This is a genomic window from Pseudomonas sp. BF-B-26 (assembly GCF_019956495.1).
Taxonomy (GTDB): Bacteria; Pseudomonadota; Gammaproteobacteria; order Pseudomonadales; family Pseudomonadaceae; genus Aquipseudomonas.
Genome location: NZ_JAHBDP010000083.1, coordinates 17,806 through 34,056, shown reverse-complemented (window position 1 = coordinate 34,056; position 16,251 = coordinate 17,806). Strand labels below are relative to the sequence as shown.

Genomic DNA, 16,251 nt, shown 5'->3' with positions numbered 1-16,251 from the left:
GTAGTCCGCATCTGCCAACCAAGAAAATTCATAAGTTCATGGAGATCGCACAATGAAGCGTCGCAGCTTGATCAAGGCTTTCACACTCTCGGCAAGCATTGCCGCGATGGGCATGACCTGGAGCCTCCAGGCCGCCGAGACCATCAAGGTCGGTATTCTGCATTCGTTGTCCGGGACCATGGCGATCTCCGAAACCTCGCTCAAAGACATGGCGCTGATGACCATCGATGAGATCAACGCCAAGGGCGGCGTGAACGGCAAGATGCTGGAACCGGTGGTGGTCGACCCGGCATCGAACTGGCCGCTGTTCGCCGAAAAGGGCCGTCAGTTGCTGACCCAGGACAAAGTCGCCGTGGTGTTCGGTTGCTGGACGTCGGTGTCGCGTAAATCGGTGTTGCCGGTGTTCGAGGAGCTCAACGGCCTGCTGTTCTACCCGGTGCAGTACGAAGGTGAAGAGATGTCGCCGAACGTGTTCTACACCGGCGCCGCGCCGAACCAGCAAGCGATCCCGGCGGTGGAATACCTGATGAGCGAAGAAGGCGGCAGCGCCAAGCGTTACTTCCTGTTGGGAACCGACTACGTCTACCCGCGCACCACCAACAAAATCCTGCGCTCGTTCCTGCACTCCAAAGGTGTGGCGGACAAGGACATCGAAGAGGTCTACACCCCGTTCGGTCATAGCGATTACCAAACCATCGTGGCCAACATCAAAAAATTCTCGGCCGGTGGCAAGACAGCGGTCATCTCCACCGTCAACGGCGACTCCAACGTGCCGTTCTATAAAGAGTTGGCCAACCAGGGCCTGAAAGCCACCGACGTTCCGGTCGTGGCGTTCTCGGTCGGCGAAGAAGAACTGCGCGGCATCGACACCAAACCGCTGGTGGGCAACCTCGCTGCATGGAACTACTTCGAGTCAGTCGAGAACCCGGCGAACAAGAAATTCGTCGCCGACTGGAAAGCCTACGCCAAGAAACACAACTTGCCGGGCGCCGACAAAGCGGTGACCAACGACCCGATGGAAGCCACGTACGTGGGCATCCACATGTGGGCGCAAGCGGCTGAGAAAGCCAAGTCCACCGACGTCGACAAAGTCCGCGAAGCCCTTGCCGGCCAGACCTTTGCTGCGCCCTCGGGTTACACGCTGACCATGGACAAGACCAACCACCACCTGCACAAACCGGTGATGATCGGCGAGATTCAGGCGGACGGTCAGTTCAACGTGGTGTGGCAGACCGAAGGGCCGATCCGTGCTCAACCGTGGAGCCCGTACATCTCGGGTAACGACAAGAAGCCGGATTATGCGGTGAAGAGCAACTGAGTCACTGGTTGTCGGACCGAGCCCCAAGCCCGGGCCCGACACAAATCCCTGTGGGAGCGGGCTTGCTCGCGAAGACGGCGGCACATCCAACATCCATGTGTCTGACACACCGCATTCGCGAGCAAGCCCGCTCCCACATAGTCCGCGCAAGGCGACTCTTTATGCCCACTGCCCTTTACCGTTTCATCCTCGCCCTCGCGCTCTTACTGCCGATGGCCGCGCATTCTGGCGACGCCGAAGACTTCGTCGTCGCCAATCCCATGCAGCAAGCCAGGCTTCTGGAAGCCTGGGCCGCGCAGCCCGATGCCGCCCGCATCGAACTGATCAACGCCCTGCAACAAGGCGAGTTGAGCGTCGACGGCCAACCGAAAACCTTGCGCCTGAACAATCGCCTGCGGGGTCTTATCGATACCGCGCTGGCCAGCCATCAATTGCTCGCGACCGACGCCAAAACCCGTCTGGCCGCCGCGCAACAAATACAGAAAAGCGCCAAACCGGCGCAGTTGAAATTCCTCGACCAGCAACTGGCTGGCGAAAAAGATGAAACCGTACACGCCGCGTTGAGCCTGGCGCTGGCCAATCTGCAACTGGTGGACACCGACCCGGCCGTACGCCTCGCCGCTGTGCGCCTGCTCGGTGAAACCGGTGATCCGCTGGCTCGCACCCGCCTCGAAAGTCTGCTGCAACCCGGTGTCGAAGCCGACGCGGGCGTACGCACCGCTGCCGAAACCAGTCTGGCCCAGGTCAAACGCAAACTGCTGATCGGCGAGATCCTCGGCCAGGCCTTCAGCGGCATGTCGCTGGGTTCGATCCTGTTGCTTGCCGCACTCGGTCTGGCAATCACTTTCGGCCTGCTCGGCGTGATCAACATGGCTCACGGCGAGATGCTGATGCTCGGCGCCTACTCGACGTACGTGGTGCAACTGATATTCCAGCGCTTCGCCCCGCAAGCCATCGAGTTCTACCCGCTGATCGCGTTGCCGGTGGCGTTTTTCGTCACCGCCGCCATCGGCATGGCGCTGGAACGCACGGTGATTCGCCACCTCTACGGCCGCCCATTGGAAACCCTGCTCGCCACGTGGGGCATCAGCCTGATGCTGATTCAGCTGGTGCGACTGGTGTTCGGCGCGCAGAACGTTGAAGTCGCGAACCCGGCCTGGCTGTCAGGCGGGATTCAGGTGTTGCCCAACCTCGTGCTGCCGTACAACCGCATCGTGATCATCGCCTTCGCGCTGTTTGTGGTGGTGCTGACCTGGCTGCTGCTGAACAAGACTCGCCTGGGCCTGAACGTGCGTGCCGTCACCCAGAACCGCAACATGGCGGCCTGCTGTGGCGTGCCGACCGGGCGCGTGGACATGCTCGCCTTCGGCCTCGGTTCGGGCATCGCTGGCCTTGGTGGCGTAGCCCTCAGCCAGATCGGCAACGTCGGCCCGGACCTCGGCCAGAGCTACATCATCGACTCATTCCTGGTGGTGGTGCTCGGTGGCGTCGGCCAATTGGCCGGTAGCGTGCTGGCCGCGTTCGGCCTCGGCATCGCCAACAAGATTCTCGAACCGCAGATCGGTGCCGTTCTCGGCAAGATCCTGATCCTCGCGCTGATCATTCTGTTTATCCAGAAACGTCCGCAAGGCCTCTTCGCACTGAAAGGACGGGTGATCGACTGATGAATCAGCCCCTGCTCGTTACCGCAACACAAAAAGCCGGCCCCAAAGTCACGATCGCTGTTGGCGCGGTGATCCTCGCTCTGTTGCTGGCGTTGCCGCTGCTGTCGTTGTTGTCGCCGGACAGCACGTTTCACGTCTCGGCCTACACGCTGACGCTGGTGGGCAAGATTCTGTGCTACGCCATCGTCGCCCTCGCGCTGGATCTGGTCTGGGGTTACGCCGGCCTGTTATCCCTTGGTCACGGTTTGTTCTTTGCCCTCGGCGGTTATGCGATGGGCATGTACCTGATGCGCCAGGCCTCGGGCGATGGCTTGCCAGCGTTCATGACCTTTCTGTCGTGGACTGAATTGCCGTGGTACTGGACCGGCACCAGCAGCTTCCTCTGGTCGATGTGTCTGGTGGTATTGGCGCCAGGGTTGCTGGCGCTGGTGTTCGGCTTCTTCGCCTTCCGCTCGCGGATCAAGGGCGTGTATTTCTCGATCATGACCCAGGCCCTGACCTTCGCCGGGATGCTCCTGTTCTTCCGCAACGAAACCGGGTTTGGCGGTAACAACGGCTTCACCAATTTCCGCACCATTCTGGGCTTCGGCATCACGGAACCGGGGACTCGCGCGGTGCTGTTTTTCGCCACGGTGGTGTTGCTGGTGGCGAGCCTGTTTATCGGCTGGCGGCTGGCGCAGAGCAAGTTCGGCCGGGTGCTGACCGCCCTGCGCGATGCGGAAAACCGCCTGATGTTCTGCGGCTACGATCCACGCGGTTTCAAGTTGTTCGTCTGGGTGTTGAGCGCGGTGTTGTGCGGCCTGGCCGGCGCGTTGTATGTGCCGCAAGTCGGGATCATCAACCCAAGTGAAATGTCGCCGACCAACTCCATCGAGGCCGCCGTGTGGGTGGCGCTGGGTGGTCGCGGCACGCTGATCGGCCCGCTGCTCGGTGCCGGCGTGGTCAACGGCATGAAGAGCTGGTTCACCGTGGCGTTCCCGGAATACTGGCTGTTCTTCCTCGGCGCGCTGTTCATCGTCGTGACCTTGTACCTGCCCAAAGGCGTGATCGGGTTGCTGAAAAAAAGAGGTGAGCAATGAGAGTGACTGCAACGGCTGAATTCATGCTCGAACCGGCGTTTTTTCCACCACTGGAACCCAACCGGGACGCCGGCAGCAGCCGTGACGCTATTGGCCTCGGCCAGCGCGCCAGCCCCGGCCTGAACACGCGCCACGGCACGATCCTGACCCTGGAAGACATCAGCGTCAGCTTCGATGGCTTCAAGGCGCTGAACGATCTGAACCTGTACATCGGCGTCGGCGAATTGCGCTGCATCATCGGCCCCAACGGCGCGGGCAAGACCACGCTGATGGACGTGATCACCGGCAAGACCCGGCCCAGTCACGGCAAGGCCTGGTTCGGCGAAACCCTCGACCTGACGCAGATGAGCGAAGTGCAAATCGCCCAGGCCGGCATCGGTCGCAAGTTCCAGAAGCCGACAGTGTTCGAAGCCTTGAGCGTTTTTGAAAACCTGGAACTGGCGCAGAAAACCGACAAATCGGTGTGGGCCAGCCTGCGGGCGCGCCTGAGTGGCGAGCAGAAAGATCGCATCGGCGAAGTGCTGGACACCATTCGCCTGACCCCCTCGGTCAATCGCCCGGCGGGCTTGTTGTCCCACGGTCAGAAGCAGTTTCTGGAAATCGGCATGTTGCTGATGCAGGACCCGCAACTGCTGCTGCTCGACGAACCGGTGGCGGGCATGACCGACGCCGAAACCGAATTCACCGCCGAACTGTTCAAGAGCCTGGCGGGCAAGCATTCGCTGATGGTGGTGGAACACGACATGGGCTTCGTCGGCTCCATCGCCGACCACGTCACCGTGTTGCACCAGGGCAGCGTGCTGGCCGAAGGATCGCTGGAGCAGGTGCAGGACAACGAGCGCGTGATCGAGGTTTATTTAGGCCGATAGACCTGCAAATACCTATCCAATGTGGGAGCGGGCTTGCTCGCGAAAGCGGTGTATCAGGCAGCGAATATGTTGAATGCCAGTCCGCATTCGCGAGCAAGCCCGCTCCCACAGGGGATCTGAGGAGATCTGGAACATGCTGCAAGTCGACAAGCTGCACCAGTATTACGGCGGTAGTCACATCCTGCGGGGCCTGACGTTTGAGGTGAAGGTCGGTGAAGTCACCTGCCTGCTCGGGCGCAACGGTGTGGGCAAGACCACCCTGCTCAAGTGCCTGATGGGTTTGTTGCCGGCCAAAGAAGGCGCGGTGAATTGGGAAGGCAAAACGATCACCGCGTTCAAGCCACACCAGCGGGTTCATGCCGGGATCGCTTACGTGCCGCAGGGTCGGGAAATTTTCGGCCGACTGACCGTGGAAGAAAACCTGTTGATGGGCCTGTCGCGATTCCCCGGCGCTGAAGCCAAGGAAGTCCCGGCGTTCATCTACGAGCTGTTTCCGGTGCTGCTGCAGATGAAGCAGCGCCGCGGCGGTGATTTGTCCGGTGGCCAACAGCAGCAATTGGCGATCGGCCGAGCGTTGGCCAGCCGTCCACGCCTGCTGATTCTCGACGAACCCACCGAAGGCATCCAGCCCTCGGTGATCAAGGAAATCGGCGCGGTGATCAAGAAGCTTGCGGCACGTGGTGATATGGCGATTTTGCTGGTGGAGCAGTTCTACGATTTCGCCGCCGAACTGGCCGATCAGTACCTGGTGATGTCTCGGGGTGAGATCGTGCAACAGGGTCGCGGGGAAAATATGGAGGCCGAGGGTGTGCGCGGTCTGGTTACGATCTAGTCTGTAGCGTCCCGACGATAATTAGACATCATGAATTTACCTGTTCCCACTGCCGTATTTACCCCGAGCTGGCACGCCGAGCTGGAACTCGGCTACGCCCGATTCGGCGACAGCACGCGCCCGGTTCAGCGCCGGCACAAAGGCCCGCTGCGGGTGCAGAAGCATCTGTATGCCGAAGGACCCGAGGTTTGCCAGCACATCATCGTGCACCCGCCGGGCGGGATTGCCGGTGGCGATCGGCTGGACATCTCGGCCAGTGTCGGCCGTGATGCCTGGGCGCAAATCACCAGCCCCGGCGCGGCCAAGTGGTATCGCGCGGCGGGGCCCGCTTATCAGAAGCTCGACTTGAAAGTAGCCACCGGCGCGACACTGGAGTGGCTGCCACAGGAAACCATTATCTTCAGCGCCGCTCAGGCTGAGCTCAGCACCTCGATTGATCTGGAAGGCGATGCGCGATTGTTTTACTGGGATGTTGTGGCGCTGGGTCGCCCGGCCAGCGGCGAGCGTTTCGACCTCGGGCATTTTCAGGCGCAGCTGGACATCCGCCGCGACGGTCAGTTGCTCTGGCATGAACGCCAGCGCATTGTCGGAGGCGATGGTTTGCTGGATTCGCCGATTGGCCTGGATGGGCAGCCGGTGTTTGCGACCCTGTTGGTGACCGGCGACATCGATAGCGATTTACTGGAGAAATGCCGCTCGCTGCCCCATGACGTGCGCGGAGATCTGACCCAGTTGCCCGGGCTTTTAGTCGCCCGCTGCCTGGCCAGTGAAGCGTTGTTGGCGAGGGGGTGGCTGATTGATTTGTGGCAACTGCTTCGGCCGGCATTGCTCGTCCGCGAAGCCGTCCCCCCCAGAATATGGAGCACCTGAATTGCTTTTCTGTGGGGGCGAGCCTGCTCGCGATGGCGGTCTCAAAGCCAATATCTTCACTGGATGTGACGACCTCATCGCGAGCAGGCTCGCTCCCACAGGGGTTTCGTGTTTACAGATCCGAATACCTTTTTTATCTGCCGATATGGATTCCAAACGATGGACCTGACCCCACGCGAAAAAGACAAGCTGTTGATCTTCACCGCCGGCCTCGTGGCCGAGCGGCGTTTGGCGCGCGGCGTGAAACTCAACTACCCGGAAGCCATGGCCTTCATTTCCGCAGCGCTGCTCGAAGGCGCCCGCGACGGCCAGACCGTGGCCGAGTTGATGCACTTCGGCACCACCCTGCTCAGCCGCGAACAAGTGATGGAAGGCATCCCGGAAATGATCCCGGAGATCCAGGTCGAGGCGACCTTTCCCGACGGCACCAAACTGGTCACCGTCCACCAACCGATCGCCTGAGGGCGCGCCATGACTTACCACATCCGCGATGCAGCGCACGCCGACTTGCCGGCGATCCGCGACATCTACAACGACGCCGTGCTCAACACCACGGCCATCTGGAACGAACAGGCCGTGGATTTGGGTAACCGCCAGGCCTGGTTCAGCGCCCGCCAATCCCAGGGCTACCCGATTCTGGTGATTGTCGACGGCGACAACACGGTGCTGGGCTACGCTTCATTCGGTGACTGGCGGCCGTTCGACGGGTTCCGTCACACCGTCGAGCATTCGGTTTACGTGCGCAGCGATCAGCGTGGCAATGGTCTCGGCCCGCAATTGATGACCGCGTTGATCGAGCGCGCCAAAGGCTGCGACAAACATGTGATGGTCGCCGCCATCGAAAGCGGTAACGCCGCTTCTATTCGCCTGCATGAACGAGCCGGTTTCGTGACGACCGGCCAAATGCCCCAGGTGGGCACCAAGTTCGGTCGCTGGCTGGACCTGACTTTTATGCAACTGACCCTCAATCCTGGCGCGGAGCCGCCGACCGCCAACAAGGAGTAATTTGCCATGAACGCCGCCCAACTGCGCCGCGTCAATGTTGAAAGCTTTGCGCACTATCGTCAGGGTTTGATTGATCTGCTGCTCGACGCCGTCGGCTATGGCGCCAGCGTCGGGTTCATGGCCGATCTGGACGCCACCCAGGCCCGTGCCTATTTCGATGATGTTCAGGACAACCTGAACAAGGGCAACGTGCTGCTGTGGGTGGTGGTCAAGGACGAGCAAGTGCAGGCCAGTGTGCAGCTGACCCTGTGTCAGAAAGCCAATGGCCTGAACCGCGCTGAAGTGCAAAAAATGTTGGTACGTGAACACGCCCGTCGACGCGGCCTGGGGCAACAGTTGATGAGTGCTTTGGAACAAGCCGCCCTTCAGCACAAGCGCGGCATGCTCTACCTCGACACCGAGGCCGGCTCCCCCGCCGAAGACTTCTACAAAGCCCTGGGTTACACCAAGGCCGGTCAAATTCCCGACTATGCCTGCGACCCGAGCGGCCAGTACAAACCGACCGCCCTCTACTACAAGATTCTCCAAGGAGCCCATTGATGATTCCCGGTGAATACCAGATCCAGCCCGGTGATATCGAACTCAACGTGGGCCGCCGCACCGTCAGCCTGAAGGTGGCCAACAGCGGCGACCGGCCGATCCAGGTTGGCTCGCATTACCATTTTTTCGAAACCAACGACGCCCTGACCTTCGACCGCGCCGCCAGCCGCGGCATGCGCCTGAACATCCCCGCGGGCACCGCCGTGCGCTTCGAGCCGGGGCAGAGCCGCGAGGTCGAGTTGGTAGACCTGGCCGGGCATCGCCGGGTGTTCGGGTTTGCCGGGCGGATCATGGGTGACCTGTAAGTAATGCGGTGTCTGCGCTGGCCCCTTCGCGAGCAAGCCCGCTCCCACAGGGGAATGCGGTCAACTGTGGGAGCGGGCTTGCTCGCGAATCTGTGAGCGAAGCGAACAGTCTCAAATTCAATTGAATCTCAAGGCGAACGAATGAAGATTTCCCGTCAGGCCTACGCCGACATGTTCGGCCCCACCGTCGGTGACAAGGTCCGTCTGGCCGACACTGAGCTGTGGATCGAAGTCGAGAAAGACTTCACCACCTACGGTGAAGAAGTGAAATTCGGCGGCGGCAAAGTCATCCGCGACGGCCAGGGTCAAAGCCAATTGCTCGCTGCAGAGGTCGTGGATACGCTGATCACCAACGCGCTGATCATCGACCACTGGGGCATCGTCAAGGCCGATGTCGGCCTCAAGGACGGGCGCATCGCCGCCATCGGCAAGGCCGGCAACCCGGACATCCAGCCGAACGTGACCATCGCCGTCGGCGCCAGCACCGAAGTCATCGCCGGTGAAGGCATGATCCTTACTGCGGGTGGCATCGACACGCACATCCATTTCATCTGCCCGCAACAGATCGAAGAAGCCTTGATGAGCGGCGTCACCACCATGATCGGCGGCGGCACCGGCCCGGCCACGGGCACCAATGCAACCACCTGCACGTCCGGCCCGTGGCACCTGGCGCGCATGCTCCAGGCCGCCGATGCGTTCCCGATGAACATTGGCTTCACCGGCAAGGGCAACGCCAGCCTGCCGGAGCCGTTGATCGAACAGGTCAAGGCCGGTGCCATCGGCCTCAAGTTGCACGAAGACTGGGGCACCACCCCGGCCAGCATCGACAACTGCCTGAACGTCGCCGACCAGTACGATGTACAAGTGGCCATCCACACCGACACCCTCAACGAGTCCGGTTTCGTCGAAACCACCCTCGCCGCGTTCAAGGGCCGCACCATCCACACCTATCACACCGAGGGTGCGGGCGGCGGTCATGCGCCGGACATCATCAAGGCCTGCGGCTTTGCCAACGTGCTGCCGAGTTCCACCAACCCGACCCGGCCGTTCACCCGCAACACCATCGACGAACACCTCGACATGCTGATGGTCTGCCATCACCTGGACCCAAGCATTGCCGAAGACGTGGCCTTCGCTGAAAGCCGCATCCGTCGCGAAACCATCGCCGCCGAAGACATCCTCCACGACCTCGGTGCGTTCTCGATGATCAGCTCCGACAGCCAGGCCATGGGCCGCGTTGGCGAGGTGATCACCCGCACCTGGCAGACCGCCGACAAGATGAAAAAACAGCGCGGCCCGTTGCCCGGTGATGGTGAAGGCAACGACAACTTCCGCGCCAAACGCTACATCGCCAAGTACACGATCAACCCGGCAATCACCCACGGCATCAGCCATGAAGTGGGTTCGGTGGAAGTGGGCAAATGGGCCGATCTGGTGCTCTGGCGTCCGGCGTTTTTCGGCGTCAAACCGACGCTGATCCTCAAGGGTGGTGCCATCGCCGCCAGCCTGATGGGCGATGCGAACGCGTCGATCCCCACACCGCAACCGGTGCACTACCGCCCGATGTTCGCCAGCTACGGCGGCTCATTGCATGCCACCAGCCTGACCTTCATCAGCCAGGCGGCACAAGACGCCGGATTGCCCGAAGCGCTGGGATTGAAGAAAAGAATCGCCGTGGTCAAAGGCTGTCGCGAGGTGCAGAAAACCGACCTGATCCACAACGATTACCTGCCGAACATCGACGTCGATCCGCAGACTTATCAAGTCAAGGCCGACGGGGTTCTGCTGTGGTGTGAACCGGCTGACGTGTTGCCCATGGCGCAGCGCTATTTCCTGTTCTGAAGGTTCAAGGCACAAGAAAAAACCCTGAGTGCGCCAACACGCATTCAGGGTTTTTCTGTTGTATCACCCGTTTCTTGAAGCGGGGGTTTCAGCCAGCAGCTGGTCAGCTCTTGGTGTCCACCGTAAAGAGCGGAGGTTCAACCCGTTGCAGTTTTGCCCGGTCCATGGCTTGCTGAGTCAGTTGTTTGAGAAGGGTTTCACGCTCCTCCTTGATCAGGTCAAGCTCGGCGGCAAACGCTTCATCGGTCACGACTTGCCCCGGCGCAAAGGCACTTTCAGGTTTACCGAGTTCGGCGGCCAGTATCCTTATTTCTTCCTTCAGCTTCTCTCGCTCTTCCAGTGTCAGGTCCGTGCGGGAGGCTCGTTCGTCAAGAGCAACCTTGAACTCGGTCGTCGCTACCGTCTTGCGATCAAACGCCCTGAAACGTGCGCGATTCGAACGCTGCACATAGGTCCGCCAAAATGGCTGCTCGGCAATCGAATCACGCAGCAGATCACCCTCCTCCAGCCCCAAGACCCGCTGATAGGCGTTTTCGATCATTTCGCCGGTAACGCCCGCGATCTGGCGAAACTGCATTCCACGCGCCTGCCAGGGCAGGTCAAGCCGTTCTGCCAGGTCCGTCATGAACGCGAGGTGAACCTCGACCTCGTCAATGGTTCCGCTGACATTGCCTTGGCCGTCGACGCGTCGAAAACGTTCACCCGCGGCCTCGCGGTCGATGATATGGCGACGGGCGACTCGCTCGATTTCATCCAGGCGGCTCTTACCCCTGGCCAACTCGATCAACTGCGCTTCAGTCAAACTGGGGTTGCCCAGTTCAAGGGCTTCCTGGACCAGCACATCAACCCCCAGAACATTGAATAGCTGGGTCGCGCCATCCACGCATTGGGTGCGCATCGAAGCTTCGGTGAAAAACTTCGTGCGCAGTTCAGCGTCCCTGGCCATGGTCTCGATCATCCGCCACATCTTGGCCGTCAGATCGGTTCGATAGGCGCCACCGGCGGTGAAGTCCGCCGATTGGGTCAGGCGCCTGATCTCGTCGAAGAAACCGGTCGAGTTGAACTCGTCTTCAAGCGCATCCCAGAGCTTTTGTTTCTCTACCCACTCGTCAAAGGTAATACCTTGCTGCCAGTCCAGGGTGTCACGCACGCCCCGGGGTGGATACGGGCGGTCAGGGTCCAGTCCTGTTGACCTGATGTATTCCTTGAGCAGCTCCAGGTTTTCGGGGGACATAAAGGGCGGTTGGCGGCTGAGCAACGTACGTGCCAGCAACTCCGCGTCGACCGAACCTGACGTGACTTCGGGTATGTGTGTGAGCAGGTTGCGCTGCAGGTCCAGATAGATATGCCGGGGGCGCGGAAGGTCGAACAGCCCCGGTGGCCAGGTGGTCGCTCCGGTGTCGTACAGAAGCAGTGTGTGCAGGTCGGGCATGCGACCGATGTTCGGCAGCAGACTCAACGGATTGCCGGCCAGCGCCAGTGTTTGCAGCTTCGTGCAACGGCCGAGCATTTCGACATCGGCGGGCCTCAGTACAATCCGGTTTCCCGTGAGTTCGAGGAAATTGAGGTGCGGCATGTCGGCGATGTGTCGCGGCAAAGTGGTCAGTTTATTGCGACCAAGGTCCAGGGCTCGCACCTTGCGAAACGGCTTTAGAAAGGACTGTTCCGCATCGGTAATACCGGCGTTATATAGTTTCAGGTACGTGACATGGTCGAAATTGCCCTCCAGCGCCGGCATTTTTTTGAAATGCAGGTTCAGCGGAAAGCTGCTCAGGTCGAGCTTCTGCCCAACCACATTGCCGAGCGAGTCAAACTGTTTTGGCCCGGTACGCTGCCAGCACTGCCTGATTTTTCGGGAGAATTGATTCCTGGCATTCCACTCCCCGATGCCACTGGGACTCAAACGAAAATCCCGGGTCGGCGAATTCACCCATCGCTTCAGCGTTGAATTCAACCGTTCGAACTCAAGTTCAAGCTCTTCGAGCTGCATGTCGACCGGAATCCCTTGTTGGTTGAAACGCTCCAGCAACGCAGTGGACTCTTCCTCCGTGAAAGCGGGGTAGAGTTTTCTGATCCGCGCCTGGGAACTTTGCTCCCCACGCCCGCCGGCGAGTTCACGCAAATACCCCAACATGCCGCCTGGCAAGCGCATGGTTTGCGAGTCGTACAACGGTTTACGAATCGGCTGCTCAATCAGGATCGGTTCGAATTGCTCGTGGCTGAGTGGTGAACGCCGCACCGCATCCTTGAGCCGTGCACTTTCGTGAATGTCATAACCCAGCGCGTTGCGCTCGGTATCCGGCAGGGCATGCAACACCGAGGCATAGAGGTCGTCGGTGCCGTGCAGGTGGTGATCACTCGCGTCACGCGCCTGGTAAAGGCCATCTTCGTCCCGCACCAGCACTTTACGGATCGGCGCATCCGCCGCCCCTACGCTTGCGAGCAGATCCCCGGAAAATCCCAAATGACGAATTTCGATCCGGACTTGCGTCGACCATCCGGGCAGGCTGGCCAGCGTGGCCAGTTCGAGCCGGCGAGTATCGGTACTTTCCAGTTCATCCAGGTAAAGCCCTTCATACGCCCGGTTCAAGCGCACGCGCTCCTGGGCCCGGCGTGCCTGCTGGCGCAAACGCAGCGACAGGCGCTGTTTCTCGGCCAGGTGTTTCAGGTCGGCGGGCTCGGCGTTGTCGAGTAATTCTTGCGCAACGCTGCCGGGCAGTTGCGGGTAATCGTCCACCAGCAAACGCACCTGCGCGCTGTCGGACACATCCCGGCTCTTGTATAGCGCGTCGAACAGGCGCTTGTGTTGTTTGCGCGCCTGCATGGCCAATCGGCTGCGCAGCGCGTCGATCCGTGAGGGCGTGTCATTGGCGACCTGCTGGCCAAGCATTTCCCGCAGCTCGGTCGGGTTCAGGGAGTCAATCACTCGCTCAGGCAGTTTCCCGGCCACCAACTCCGAGCGGCTGATCTTGATGCTTTGTGGTCCAGTGGCCATGGCGTTGCCATGTTTGACGGACACCCCGGTGCGATCATCGCCTTCGAACACTTCCAGGGCTCGGGACTCCGGCCAGCGTGGCAGCTCGACCAGAGTCGCCGGCAGAAAACCGGACATCTCCTCCGGCACCTGATTCGCCAGGATTTGCTCGGGATAGCGTTCCGCGTCGGCGTAGGTTTTGAAGCGTTTGAGGGTATCGCGCAGCAGCGCCGGCGGCGTTTCATGCTCGGCATGCAGCCGGCGCAACACGCCCTCTTCAACGCCACTCACCTTCTGGATTTTGGCCAGGGTGGCGGCCGAGTAATCCTCCAAAGAGTCGTCCAGTCGACGCATCAGGCGAGTCGTGTCCCAAGCCAGCGGTTGCTCGGTTTCAGCTTTCCAGGCGCCGGCGCCGTTATGCTCCACCGCCGGTTGATAAGCGTTGGGCCGGGTCGGATGTTGCAGGCGATGCTCGCCCGTCGCCGAGTCCTGGCGCACCTGGTAATGCTTTTGTTCCAGGCGCAGCCATTGCTGATCGTTGTGTCGATACAGCCCCAGGTCATCGGGTTTGGCCTCGGTCGGCAGCGTCACCGGATGTTCGTACGGCGTCAGGTCCGGTTTCCACAGGCGGGTCTTGCCCGTGGGCAGCTCCACCGGTTTGAGGTTGTCGATCAGCGCACTGGGTTTGACCGGGAGCCGGGCCGCCTGCGGGATCACGTGCCCGGCGCTCATCAGGGCCAGTTGCGCAAAGTTGATGATGACCCCGTTGATGTGCGCCGACGCCTCGTCGCGGTCGCCCTTGCTCCAGTCTTCGATGCCTTCCAGCAACTCTTCGGCCATCTGCGCCACCATCAGCGCCAGCATGGCTTCGCCCAGCCCCGGCACCAGCATCGCGGCAAAGTTGAAGACGTTCCAGCCGATGTCGAGGTAGCTGCTCAGGCGCTTCCAGCGCGTGGCGGCGTCCTCATCGCCGGTCGGGACGGCAATTGCCCGCGCGTCGCTGAGTGCCTTGTCGCGCTTGAGCCGATACAGCTGCGGCCACAGCTCACCCGCCAGCCGGTGGGTGACGGGTTCGGCATTCGGGTTCTCCACCGCGGTTTCCCGCCACCACGGCCCCATGTCCAGCGGTTCGCGCTGCTGCCAGGTGATCCGGCTCAGGCGCTCGCGGACCCGGGCAAAGAACCGGCCCTGGTCCTTGTGCGCCACGAAGCGGCTGAAGAACGCTTGATAGTCCGGCTCGCGCAGTTGGCGGATCAGCGTTTTCATGAAGTCCGCCAGCGAGGCGTACTCTTTCAGCGGGTGCTGCGGGTCGTCCGGCACATAGGCAATCACCGGGCCGCTCAAGCGGCTTTGCCGGTAAATGTCGCGCTGGCGCAGCATCTCTTCGCTGACCCCGGCCGGGCCATTGGCGAAAAACGCCTGCAGCAGTTTGAACTTGTCCAGGTCGAGGCCCGGTGACATCACCGACAACACGCTCGACCAGTCGAGCCAGGAAGCCCGCACGTCAGGCGCCAGGGCCTCCACCGCCGCCTGGATCAGGCCCGCATCGCCCTCGGCGCTGAACAACACCACACCGTGCAACTTGAACCCCATCAGCGACAACCGATGCGGGTGCAGCGGCCGATGGTGAAAACGGATATCGCTTGTATGCTCGCGGACCTGGCGCAGCACCCCGTAGGCGTTGGAACTGATGTCGTCTTTCAGCAGGGCGATCAGCGAGGCCAGTTCGAACGCCGCCTTTTCACTGGCGGCGCCATCCCGTTCCAGGGTTTGCCTTTTCTGCGCATCGGCCGGCAGCAGCCGGGCTTGCAGATGCGCTTGATACTGCCCGCCGAGGTCCAGCCGACGACACAGCGCGGCGATTTTACTCACCGTCATCGACGGTATCAGCGACGGTTCTCCCCTGAAGTTGCTGCGATAGACCCCGGAGCCGGTCCGGAAATAATCGGCGGCGGTTTCCGGCTCCTCGAAATTATGCAGCGCCGCGTCCAGGAGGCTGGACTCGCGCAGATGGCTGGCGCCGCGATCGATACCGAAGATGATCCGGTCCGGCACATACAGCTTAACGGTCAGTTGGCTGACGTCCTCATGGCTGTTGAAGTTCGAACTCATCGACAACGACAGCAAGGGTTTGGCAAAGGCCCTGATGTCCTGTTGCAGGTCTTGCAACGGTGCATCCACCAACCGCTGCAACAACCAGCGTTTGTCGATCAGTTCCTTGAGGTATTGCCGATCGATTGCGGAAGCTTTGAGGTACCAGCCCGGTGTCGGGACCGTGGTGCTGGCGAGCAACGACATCCTGACCGGCGGGGTCGCTGTTATAGCGGGAGGAAGTGCCTGAACGATACGTTCATAATGAACACCGTTGTTGTTCGCCGGTAAAACTGGCGAACTTGAAACATCGCTTACATCCTGTAACTCATCCATAAACTGACAATCCAAAACAACTTGATAAGCCCTCAGCTTAAATCCCGCCCAATAAAACAAAAGACTAAAAACCTGCTGAACGCTCCGGGCAATGCTTGAATAATCATTCGAATATTAAAGAGATGGGTATATATAAATACCGCCACGCCTTTTCGATACATCAACTAACAGAGTATCAATCTCGAGAAGGCCAGATTTTTTGATGTTGAACTACTCGATCACCAACCGAGCCAACCGCTGCTTGAGCATGCGGTTTTCGGCCCGTAGTTGCTGGACCTCTTCCAGCAGGTCCAGCGCCAGGGCGACGCCTTCCCATTCCAGTTCAAGGTCGCGCCGCAGCTTGGCGGCACGCTTGGCCAGCACCAACTCGTAATCGTTGAAACGCCAATCCTTGGGCTGCTTGCCCTGAGGTTCGAGGATGCCGTGCTCGACGATTTCGATCACGTAGACGTCCGGCAGGTCGGTCGCCTCGCAGAACTCTGCCAGGTCCAGTTGAACGATCAGGGGGTTGCTCATGATGGGCTAC

Annotated in this window: 13 protein-coding genes; 11 read left to right on the top strand and 2 right to left on the bottom strand. The window is 60.7% G+C overall.

All coding sequences use genetic code 11. The features are described 5' to 3' along the window. Nucleotides 1-52 precede the first annotated feature (52 nt). From urtA to ureC, 11 genes are all read left to right on the top strand, one after another. Nucleotides 53-1,318 (top strand): urea ABC transporter substrate-binding protein, encoded by a 1,266-nt coding sequence (gene urtA / locus KGB03_RS18490; RefSeq protein WP_218538664.1) that lies wholly within the window; start codon nt 53-55, stop codon nt 1,316-1,318. Between the two features lie 161 nt (nt 1,319-1,479). Next, nucleotides 1,480-2,982 carry an urea ABC transporter permease subunit UrtB gene (urtB, locus tag KGB03_RS18485; protein WP_223528103.1) on the top strand — a complete coding sequence of 501 codons (1,503 nt, stop codon included), beginning with the start codon at nt 1,480-1,482 and terminating at the stop codon, nt 2,980-2,982. Continuing rightward, nucleotides 2,982-4,061 carry an urea ABC transporter permease subunit UrtC gene (gene urtC / locus KGB03_RS18480; RefSeq protein WP_102615308.1) on the top strand — a complete coding sequence of 360 codons (1,080 nt, stop codon included), beginning with the start codon at nt 2,982-2,984 and terminating at the stop codon, nt 4,059-4,061. The genes urtB and urtC overlap by 1 nt, the downstream gene beginning before the upstream one ends. Next, nucleotides 4,058-4,930, top strand: coding sequence for an urea ABC transporter ATP-binding protein UrtD (gene urtD, locus KGB03_RS18475; RefSeq protein ID WP_223528100.1), 873 nt, complete (start codon nt 4,058-4,060; stop codon nt 4,928-4,930). The genes urtC and urtD overlap by 4 nt, the downstream gene beginning before the upstream one ends. Before the next feature lie 133 nt (nt 4,931-5,063). Continuing rightward, on the top strand, nt 5,064-5,762 hold the full coding sequence (gene urtE, locus KGB03_RS18470; protein ID WP_218538667.1) for an urea ABC transporter ATP-binding subunit UrtE: 699 nt from the start codon (nt 5,064-5,066) through the stop codon (nt 5,760-5,762). Between the two features lie 30 nt (nt 5,763-5,792). Beyond that, nucleotides 5,793-6,632: an urease accessory protein UreD gene (locus KGB03_RS18465; protein WP_223528097.1), complete on the top strand. Its 840-nt coding sequence runs from the start codon at nt 5,793-5,795 to the stop codon at nt 6,630-6,632. A gap of 159 nt (nt 6,633-6,791) precedes the next feature. Next, nucleotides 6,792-7,094, top strand: coding sequence for an urease subunit gamma (locus tag KGB03_RS18460; protein WP_218538669.1), 303 nt, complete (start codon nt 6,792-6,794; stop codon nt 7,092-7,094). Between the two features lie 9 nt (nt 7,095-7,103). After that, the gene (locus KGB03_RS18455; protein WP_111449219.1) at nt 7,104-7,637 is read left to right on the top strand and encodes a GNAT family N-acetyltransferase; all 534 of its coding nucleotides are present in this window, start codon (nt 7,104-7,106) and stop codon (nt 7,635-7,637) included. Nucleotides 7,638-7,643: 6 nt separating this feature from the next. Further along, a complete protein-coding gene (locus KGB03_RS18450) occupies nt 7,644-8,177 on the top strand; it encodes a GNAT family N-acetyltransferase (protein WP_111449220.1) in 534 nt (177 codons plus the stop codon). Beyond that, nucleotides 8,177-8,482 (top strand): urease subunit beta, encoded by a 306-nt coding sequence (locus KGB03_RS18445; RefSeq protein WP_008146494.1) that lies wholly within the window; start codon nt 8,177-8,179, stop codon nt 8,480-8,482. The genes KGB03_RS18450 and KGB03_RS18445 overlap by 1 nt, the downstream gene beginning before the upstream one ends. Before the next feature lie 141 nt (nt 8,483-8,623). Continuing rightward, the gene (gene ureC / locus KGB03_RS18440) at nt 8,624-10,324 is read left to right on the top strand and encodes an urease subunit alpha (protein ID WP_111449221.1); all 1,701 of its coding nucleotides are present in this window, start codon (nt 8,624-8,626) and stop codon (nt 10,322-10,324) included. 103 nt (nt 10,325-10,427) lie between these two features. On the opposite strand, the gene KGB03_RS18435 is transcribed toward ureC, so the two are convergent. Further along, entirely contained in the window at nt 10,428-15,596 is a 5,169-nt protein-coding gene (locus tag KGB03_RS18435) for an NEL-type E3 ubiquitin ligase domain-containing protein (protein WP_223528094.1), read from the bottom strand. Between the two features lie 339 nt (nt 15,597-15,935). Further along, nucleotides 15,936-16,241 carry a chaperone modulator CbpM gene (locus KGB03_RS18430; RefSeq protein ID WP_111449223.1) on the bottom strand — a complete coding sequence of 102 codons (306 nt, stop codon included), beginning with the start codon at nt 16,239-16,241 and terminating at the stop codon, nt 15,936-15,938. Nucleotides 16,242-16,251: the final 10 nt, after the last annotated feature.